Origin of the sequence: Streptomyces bambusae, assembly GCF_020532645.1 — a bacterium.
Classification (GTDB): Bacteria; Actinomycetota; Actinomycetes; order Streptomycetales; family Streptomycetaceae; genus Streptomyces; species Streptomyces bambusae.
In genome coordinates this window covers 207445-215771 of record NZ_JAJAUZ010000006.1, presented here as the reverse complement: position 1 = coordinate 215771, position 8327 = coordinate 207445, and the positions used below count along the sequence as shown (strand labels likewise).

General features: G+C 72.8%; 9 protein-coding genes. 5 read left to right on the top strand and 4 right to left on the bottom strand.

Annotation, left to right across the window (positions count from 1 at the left end; genetic code table 11):
• Window positions 1-162: 162 nt before the first annotated feature.
• Both LG634_RS06950 and LG634_RS06945 read right to left on the bottom strand, forming a co-directional pair.
• The gene (locus tag LG634_RS06950) at window positions 163-390 is read right to left on the bottom strand and encodes a hypothetical protein (protein ID WP_226732745.1); all 228 of its coding nucleotides are present in this window, start codon (window positions 388-390) and stop codon (window positions 163-165) included.
• On the bottom strand, window positions 387-1547 hold the full coding sequence (locus LG634_RS06945) for an alpha/beta hydrolase family protein (protein WP_226732744.1): 1161 nt from the start codon (window positions 1545-1547) through the stop codon (window positions 387-389). Before LG634_RS06945 ends, LG634_RS06950 begins: the two co-directional genes overlap by 4 nt.
• A 99-nt stretch (window positions 1548-1646) precedes the next feature.
• On the opposite strand from LG634_RS06945, the gene LG634_RS06940 reads away from it, so the two are divergent.
• Together LG634_RS06940 and LG634_RS06935 are read left to right on the top strand one after the other, a co-directional pair.
• Complete coding sequence (locus LG634_RS06940) at window positions 1647-2276, top strand: GNAT family N-acetyltransferase (protein WP_226732743.1); 630 nt, start codon at window positions 1647-1649, stop codon at window positions 2274-2276.
• Window positions 2273-3175 carry a PaaX family transcriptional regulator C-terminal domain-containing protein gene (locus LG634_RS06935; protein WP_226732742.1) on the top strand — a complete coding sequence of 301 codons (903 nt, stop codon included), beginning with the start codon at window positions 2273-2275 and terminating at the stop codon, window positions 3173-3175. Before LG634_RS06940 ends, LG634_RS06935 begins: the two co-directional genes overlap by 4 nt.
• Here LG634_RS06935 and LG634_RS06930 read toward each other — a convergent pair.
• Entirely contained in the window at window positions 3153-4562 is a 1410-nt protein-coding gene (locus LG634_RS06930; RefSeq protein WP_226732741.1) for an outer membrane protein assembly factor BamB family protein, read from the bottom strand. The two genes, LG634_RS06935 and LG634_RS06930, sit on opposite strands and share 23 nt — an antisense overlap.
• A 202-nt stretch (window positions 4563-4764) precedes the next feature.
• On the opposite strand from LG634_RS06930, the gene LG634_RS06925 reads away from it, so the two are divergent.
• The 3 genes from LG634_RS06925 to LG634_RS06915 all read left to right on the top strand — a co-directional run bounded on the left by LG634_RS06925 (window position 4765) and on the right by LG634_RS06915 (window position 7437).
• A complete protein-coding gene (locus LG634_RS06925; RefSeq protein WP_226732740.1) occupies window positions 4765-5370 on the top strand; it encodes an HAD family hydrolase in 606 nt (201 codons plus the stop codon).
• Between the two features lie 257 nt (window positions 5371-5627).
• Window positions 5628-6482 carry a L,D-transpeptidase family protein gene (locus LG634_RS06920; RefSeq protein ID WP_226732739.1) on the top strand — a complete coding sequence of 285 codons (855 nt, stop codon included), beginning with the start codon at window positions 5628-5630 and terminating at the stop codon, window positions 6480-6482.
• Window positions 6483-6570: 88 nt separating this feature from the next.
• A complete protein-coding gene (locus LG634_RS06915) occupies window positions 6571-7437 on the top strand; it encodes a hypothetical protein (protein ID WP_226732738.1) in 867 nt (288 codons plus the stop codon).
• A gap of 267 nt (window positions 7438-7704) precedes the next feature.
• Here the strand turns inward: LG634_RS06915 and LG634_RS06910 are convergent, their stop codons facing one another.
• Complete coding sequence (locus tag LG634_RS06910) at window positions 7705-8298, bottom strand: tetratricopeptide repeat protein (RefSeq protein WP_226732737.1); 594 nt, start codon at window positions 8296-8298, stop codon at window positions 7705-7707.
• Window positions 8299-8327 lie beyond the last annotated feature (29 nt).

The window sequence follows — 8327 nt, the reverse complement described above, 5'->3', positions numbered from 1 at the left end:
GAGACCACCATGACCACCCCGACGACGTTGAACAGCCAGGCCATCCGGCTCTCCCCTCTCCAGCACACGGCCGCCCCAGCTTCCCCCACAAGAGCACCCGCCCGCAGGTACCAGGCCGTTGGGGTCCACCGGAACGGTCACACGGGGCAGGCCTCTGCGGGCTCAGGCCCGCTCGCCGGCGAAGAGTTCGAGGTGGGCACAGGCGGGGCAGCGGAAGGCGTCGATGCGCCAGGCGGGCCTGCCAATGCGCTTGGCCCCGCCGAAGATGCCGCGTTCCAGGGCGCCCTGGATCCAGCGGGCGTATCCGCGGGAGTGCTGACCTGCGTCTTCGACGAAGCCGGCTTCCAGGCCGACGGTGCCGCAGTGGGTGCAGCGGAGGTTGTTGCTCACGTCGGGGAGTCTAGGTGCGGGCCTGCTGCGGCGAGGGGGCGGGGCCGGTCGGGTTCCGACGGTGGGCTCGGCCGGTGCCGGGGTGGGTGTGGTGGTCGTCGTTCGGCTCCTTCGGTGGCGACGGAGGCCAGGAAATGCCGTTGGTCGGCCAGGAAACCGGCTGCGAACAGGGACCGGGGCGCGCAGAGCGCGGTCAGGGTCAGGCGCAGGGGGGAGTCCTCGACGGCGTGTTTGACCAGGCCGTGGGTGGCGTCGGGGTAGTGGGCGACGTGCAGTGCCCGCCCGGGCAGCAGGCGGCGGTACGCGGCCTCGGTGTCGGCGGTGTCCACGTTGACGTCGTGTCCGGCGAGCACCAGGAGGACGGGTGTGCCGCGCAGGGCGGGCAGGTCTGCCGTGGCGTCGGCGGTGTGGTTCTTGGAGACGAACCGCCAGCGGGCGGCGGTCATGCCCTTCGGGTCGCCGACGGCACGGACGTACTCCTCGTAGGAGGCGCCGCGCCCGAGAAGGGCGAGGCCGGTGTCGCGGCGGCGGAGGGCGGTCGCGACCTCGGCGTCGGAGGCGCCGTCGCGGCGGAGCTCGGCGAGGAGGTTGTAGCGGCCCTGCCGGTGCCAGTTGACGGCGGGTGAGACGGCGATGGCGAACCGGATGCCGGGGTCCTTGGCAGCGATCTTGGGGAGGACCCAGCCGGCCTGGCTGGCGCCCCACAGGCCGATCCTGCCGCCGTCGATGTCGGTGCGTTTCCGGGCCCAGGCGATGGCGTCGACGGCTTCGTCCGCCCGGTCGTCCATGCTCTGGTCGAGCCAGTCGCCCGGCGAGCCGTGCACGCCCGGTTTGTTCCAGGACAGCGAGGCGTACCCGGCCCGGGCGAAGGCCTCCCACATCGGACGGTAGAAGGTGTCGTGCGTGGCGTCCACCGGACCGTCGCCGTGCACGAACACCACGAGCGGGAACGGCCCCTTCCCTCGCCGGGGCAGGGCCAGCACTCCGTCCAGGGTGCGTCCTGCCTGACGTACCGTCACCGCTTCCTCGCGCAGCTCGTAGGTGTTCTGCCACACCACCAGTCCGCCCAGCCCCGCCGCCACGACCACCAGCGCGGCCAGCGTCGCGAGCACGGCCCGCACCGCCCGGCGACGACGCGGCGTGCGCGGTGCGCGCATGCGTTCCATCCGACGACCCCCAACAGAAACTATCGAAGTAGTAACGCCCGTTCTCAATTCGAACGTACTATGTTCGTACGCAGAACGCGAGGAGGAGTCATGGACACACGAGTCGTCATCCGGCGCGGCGTGCCGCTGGGGGCCGAGGAACAGGTCGCCGAGCTGTACTGGGAGGCCTTCGGCCGGAAGCTCGGTGCCGCCCTCGACCCGCCCGAGCGCGGCCGCGCCTTCATCGCCCGCCACCTCCACCACGACCGCGCCGCCGTCGCCCTCACCCCCGGCGGCGACCGCGTCGTGGGCGTGGCCGGCTACCAGGTCGACGGACGCGCACTGACCGGCGGCGGCGGGCGGGACGTCCTCTCCGCCTACGGGTTGTTCCGCGGCCTGCCCCGGCTCGCCGTACTGGCCCTGCTCGAACGCACCCCGGAGCCCGGCGAACTGGTCATGGACGGCATCGCAGTCGACCCCGCACAGCGCGGCACGGGCATCGGCGGCCTCCTGCTGACGGAGATCGCGGCCATCGCGGCCGAACACGGCTGCTCCCGGGTCCGCCTGGACGTCATCGACGTCAACCCCCGGGCCCGCGCACTGTACGAGCGGCACGGCTTCACCGCCGTACGGACCGAGCAGACCCCGTACCTCAAGCGGCTCATGGGCTTCGGCGCGGTGACCACGATGCACCGAGCCACCCCGGCACGGCCCGGCAACACCCCGGAGGAGCAGCAGTGACCAGCCGACCCGCGGCGGAGCCCGCCGCCCCCGACATCGGGACCCGGACGCTGGTGTTCGCCCTCGTCCGCGAGGACGGCACCGTCGACGCGGGCGAGCTGTACGCCGTCGCCACCGCCCTCGGCATGACCGACCAGCAGGTCCGGTTGTGCATCAAACGGCTCGTCGCCGATGGCCGGTTCACCCAGGAGGGCCGCGGCCGCAAAGCCCGCCTGGTCGCCACCGCCGACCCCACAGGCGCCGTCGCCCCGGACGCGGAGTACGTCCGCCACGCCTACCGGCAGGACCGGGGGCTCGCGCCCTGGGACGGAACCTGGCACCTGTTCGCCTTCGGCATCCCCGAGACCGCCCGCCAGGCCCGCGACTCCCTCCGCGACACCCTGCTCCACCTCGGCGCCGCACCCCTCCAGGGGGGCCTGTACGTCGCCGCGAACCCCATCGGCGACATCGTCGAGTCCCACGCCCGCCACCTGGGCGTCCTACCCCTCCTCACCCTCCTCACCAGCCGCGACCTGAGAGTCGGCGACGAGGAGGACCCGGCCCGGCTCGCCGCCCTCCTGTGGCCGCTCGACGCGATCGCCGAGCGCCACGAAGCACTCGCGGCCCTCGCCGCGGCCCGCCTGGACCGGCTCGCCGCCACCGACCGTCCCACCGGCACCGAACGGCTGACGTACGCCATCGAGCTCGCAGCGGCCTTCACCACCGCCATGGAACCCGACCCCCTGCTCCCTCCCGAACTGCTCCCCCAGCCCTGGCCCGGCACCCGCGCACGCACCCTCGCCGCACAGTGCTGGCAAGCACTCGCCGACGAAGCCGGCCGGGAAGCCGACCAGGAAGCCGACCGGCTGCGCCTCTTCCGCCTCTACGACGACGTCCTCACCAGCGCTCGAAGGCGGTGAAGGCCCGGTCGCCGTCCGCGCCTGCGACGATGATCCGCCCGTCGTGCTCGAAGAAGTACGGTCCGGGCGCCGGGTCCCGGAAATGGCGCTCGTCGAGTTCCTCGCCGTCGTCCGCGTCGTACACGTACAAGTCCGTGATGTCACTGGACTGGGTGGACCACTCGCACAGGACGGTGATCCGGTCGCCCCGTACGTCCAGACCGGCCGCCGGCTCGTCCAGCTTCCTGCTCCACTCCTGTTCGCCGGTCTTCAGGTCGAAGGCGACGAGGCGGGAGTTGCGGCCCTTGTACCAATGCCACACCAGCGCGTACATCCGGTCGCCGGCGAACGCCGTCTGCGTCCGGTCGGCCGGCTCGATCTTGTCGTCGTCACCGGTGAACTCGATGACCGGCCGGGCCTTCCCGTCCGGACCGAAGGGGACGTACACGCCCGCGCCTTCGGTCGAGGTCCGCTTGACCCGGAGCACCAAGGGGTCGGCCGACTCGATGACCACGGTGGAATCCAGCGCCACGGGGCGGCGGGCATCGATGGGGACGTTCCACTTCAGGGCCCCGGTGGCCCGGTCGAACGCCGCCGCCATCAGCTCGGCGTCCCCGCCGCCGGTGCTGCCGGTGCCGGTGCCTGTGCCTGTGCCCGTGCCCGTGCCGCCGGTGCCGGTGCCGGTGCCGTCGGCGTCGTCGCCGCCGCAGGCGAGGAGGGCGTGGACCTGCTCCTCGCCGACCGCGGCCTGCCACACGCCGCATGCGCCGGGCACGGCCGCCGTCCAACGGGCCTTGCCCGTGCGGAGGTCGACTGCGCGCAGGGAGCGGTTGCCGCCCGGGGCGCGCAGCTCCTGCCTGGTCCGCTCGTGGAGGACCAGGGCCAGGCCCCCGCCCGCGTCGAGGAATCCGCCGCCGGGGAACAGGCCGTCCGAGACGGTCCGCGGGGCGGTCCACAGCTCCCGCCCGTCCTTCACGTCGAGGGCCAGGACGGTCGAACAGCCCTCGTTCCTGCCCGGGACGACGGGCTTCCCGTTGCTGTACGCCGTCTCGCGCCGCTCCGTGCCGTAGGCGACGAGGAGGACCGACGCGTCGGCGCGGCGAGCGCTCCCGCAGATCTGAGTGCGGCCGGGCGGTACGAACTCCCAGAGCTTCTCGCCGTCATGACCGTCGGCCATGCCGAAGCCGGTCACCGCGTCGAACCGGCTGCGCACCGCGACGTCCCCGACGACCCACCGGCCGTTCTCCTCTCCGTCGCCGGAACGCTCCTTCGCGGTGGCCCAGGTCCGCACCATGGCGTCGCCCGGCAGATAGCCCTCGGTCGACAGGAAGAAGGTCACGATGGACCCGATCACTCCCAGCACGACCACGACCGCCGTGAGGCATCCCGCCAGCCCTCTCCCCGACATCACGCGTCCCCCGTACCGTGCATGGTGCATCCCCCCGTGGGCCGGCCCGCGGCCCGGCCCGAAATCGTTGATCTTCGAACGACGGTCAGGCTAGGCCAGACGTCGCTTCAGGTCCATGGAGATCCGGTGGAGCCGTCGGCCGGGGCGGACCGCGATCATCGGGGCCCTGCAAGTAGTCGGCACAAGGGAATCGAGGAGTCTGATGAAGCTGTTCATGCGCCTGGCCGCGGTGGCCCTCACCGCGGCGACCGTGCTCGTACCCGCCGCTGGACCGGTGTCGGCAGCCGGACCGGTGTCGGCAGCCGGACCTGCACCGGAGCTGCCGGTCCCGGCCTGCTCGGTGGTCTGGTTCGACCTGGGCGACACCCTGGTCGACACCTCCGACCGGGCCCACCTCACCTACATGCCGGGGGCACTGCGATATCTGCGGCAGCTGCACCACACCGGGGTGCCGCTCGGCATCATCACGAACGTGCCGCCGAGTTGGGGTGCGACCGATGCCGAGCGGGCGGAGGCGACGAAGAAGCACATCGCGGCGAGCTGGTCGGAGGCGAAGCCGTTCGTGTGGGAGTACTTCGGCGACCGGATCCTCACCCCGCGCAGCATCGAGGAGTCCAAGCCGGCACCGGCCCTGTTCCAGCGGGCGCTCGCGAACTCCGGCGGCTGCCGGGCCGTGTTCCAAGGCGAGAACCCCGACGAGATCACCGCAGCCGCCACGGCAGGGATGTTCGGATACCAGATCGGCCGGCACGACCGGCCGGCCTACCTGCCCCTGCACCGGGTACTGCTGCCGTTCCTCGACCGGTAGCCGTCCGACGCCCCTGGTTCGGGCATCCAGGTGGGGCCGCGGGCGCGAACGGGTAGACCCTCCTCGTCCGGCAGAACGGCACGATCGACGTCACCGCATCCCCGACGGGCATGCCCGCCGACTCCGGCACCGTCGCCCTGCGGCCATCCCCACTACCCCCCCGGCACCACCCGACATCCGTGGATCCGGACCCGACCCAGGTCCCCCACCTCCCCGGACCCGCCACGCGCGGGTCCTCGGCACGCCCAGGAGGCACCATGGCCCTGTCCCGAACCGAGTACGTCAACCTCCTCCGCAGCCAGGCCGGATACCACGAGGGCCGGGACGCGAACGGCAACTGGAACAACGTCCAGAAGTTCTCGCCCGCCACCGCCGGCCTGGAGTGGTCGCAGGGCATGGCCTGGTGCGCCGTCTTCACCGCGTGGGGTGCCGACGAACTCGGCGAGCGCAGCTCGTGGCCGATCACGGCCAGTTGCAGCACCGCCGTGCACTGGTGGAAGCGCGCCGGCCGGTGGACCGACCACCCCGTCCTCGGCGGCCCGTTCTACCTCGGCACCACCGGACAGGACCACGTCGGTGTCGTCTACGCCTACGACGCCGACTCGATCTGGACCGTCGAGGGCAACACCAACGCGAACGGCAGCCCGCAGGGCGACGGCGTGTACCTGCGGGTGCGGCCGCGCCGCGGGCGCGGCAGCCCGTACGGGTACGGCGTCCCGGCGTTCGCCGAAGGCACCACCTGCGCCGATCCCGCGCTCGGCGGCACGCCGAAAGCATCCGTCCCGGCCTCACGGCCGCAGCAGCCCCGGGTCTCGCTCACCCACCTCGTCGACGCCGCCCGCCGCGACCCCCAGGGCCGGCAGGGCACGACCACCCACCCGGCCGAAGTGAACGTCGTGGAGGTGGCCCTGGCCGCCGAGGGGCTGCTGCAGGACGCGTACGCCCACGACGGCTCGTACGGGAGCCTCACCGTGACCGCGTACGCACGGTTCCAGCGCAGGCACTCCGACCGCAACGGACTCGGCTGGGGCCCGGACGACTGCAACGGCGTTCCCGGCCCGACCTCGCTGACCGCCCTGGGGAAGGCCCACGGCTTCACCGTCACCGCGTAGCGGCCGTGGGCAGGCGTAGGCGGTCGAGGACCGGCCGCCTATTACGATGCAGCGACACGGCACGACGCCAGGAGGGTCAGGAGGTCGAATGGAGCCGACGAGGTCCGCACTGCGCGCCTTGGACGACGTTCTGCGCGACGCCGTACGGCTCCGGCTGACCGAGGCCGACCCTGGCGGACGGGCCTCTGTCGACCTGTCGCAGGCGTCCGACCTTGACCGCCTGCGCACGGCCATGGCCGTCGGGAAGCTCCCTGGCCACGCCTGCGCGTGCGCGGGGGACGTGCGGTTCGAGTTCCTCGGCCCGCACGGCGAGCGCGTGGCCGACGTGGTCCTGCACCACAGCGAGGCACTGCGCTGGGACGGCTGGGAGGGTCTGGCCGTCCTGAAGGACGGTGCATCGCTGCTCCGGTGGCTGGCCGAACACGGCCTCGCCGGCCCGCTGACACGGGAAGAGGACGCTGCGTCGGTCCGCAGGCGGCAGGACGCCGAAGAGGCGGACTGGATCGCAGCCGTTCCGCCGGCCCTGGCCTCTCTCACCGGATCCATGCTGGCCCTGTCCCGCACGGGCTCGCACCCGGCGCCCGAGTTCCTGGCCGACGCACACGCCCGGCTGCAGCAGGCGGACCCGGACCCGGTGGACCGGGCGCTCCTGCTGCTGGCCTGGTGCGGCGCGGGCAGCGGCCGCTATTCCGGCTTCCCGCCCCACGAAGCCGTCCCGGGCCGGCTGCTCGCCGACGTTCCCCTCGCCGAGATCGCCGCCGCACTCGGACACCCGACGGCGGGCCCCCGCCACGACGCCGGCGCCGTCCGGCACCTGGCCGGCTGGAACACCCGGCCGTGCCAGAAACAAGACGTGGCAGCCCTCCCCGCACCCCTCCGAGCCCGCCTGATCCGCGCCGCCCGCACATCAGCGGACCCCACCCTGGCCAGACGCACCAAGCACTGGCCGGCCTGAGCCCGGACCCCCTTCCGTCGCCCGCCCTGCGCATCCCGCCAGCCGTCCGGGCCGCCGGCTCCCCACGGTGCACCTGGTCTCTGGACGACCTGCAACGCCGTGGCTGCTGCCGCGGACTCGGCTGACACCGTGCGAGAGGTGGCGGGGATCGAACGCGGCCGCCGGCACCGCGAGCTTGCGCCTGAGCCGGCCTTCAGCCTGATCCGCGTGAGCCCCGACCGCATGGGCTCACCATCACACCCGACGGCCCAGCAGGCCGGGACCACGTCACACGCTCACCCTCACGGTGCACGACGAGGCCGCAGCGGACGGCCTGGTGACGTCGCGGGTGTCCGCGCCGAGGCGGTCGAGCGCGGCCTGCGTGGACTCGATCAGCCCGGCGTCGCCCTTGGCGATCCGCAGGCGCAGGCACTCCTGAAGGTGGGCGCGAGCCGCTTCGTGTTCGCCCTGCTCCAGGCAGTGCTTGCCGAGGTGCTGGAGGGCGAAGTCCACGAGGTCCGGGTGCTTGGTCCGGGCGGCGTCCAAGGCGCTGCGGTAGATGGCGCCGGCGGTCTCTGCCTCACCGGCGTAGCGGTAGGCGTCGCCCAGGTTCAGCTCAGTGGCGATTACCCCTCGTGTGTCGCCTGAAGCGTCAGCCAGGTCGAGCGCCTGCCGCAGGAATGTACGGGCGTCGTCGTAGTCACCGAGGCTCACCAGGCCGATGCCGCTCCACCGGGCCAGGACCCGCGCCCTGGAAGCGTCCGTGCCCTCGGGCAGCGCCTGCAGCTCCTCCCGGAGTTCCGCGACGGCGGTGGTCAACTGCTCACGGTCGACGGGGGCCATACGCAGATCCTCGCCGTGCGTGATGAGGTGCTGGAGCACTGATCTCTCCCTGGGTGGGTCCTGATCGG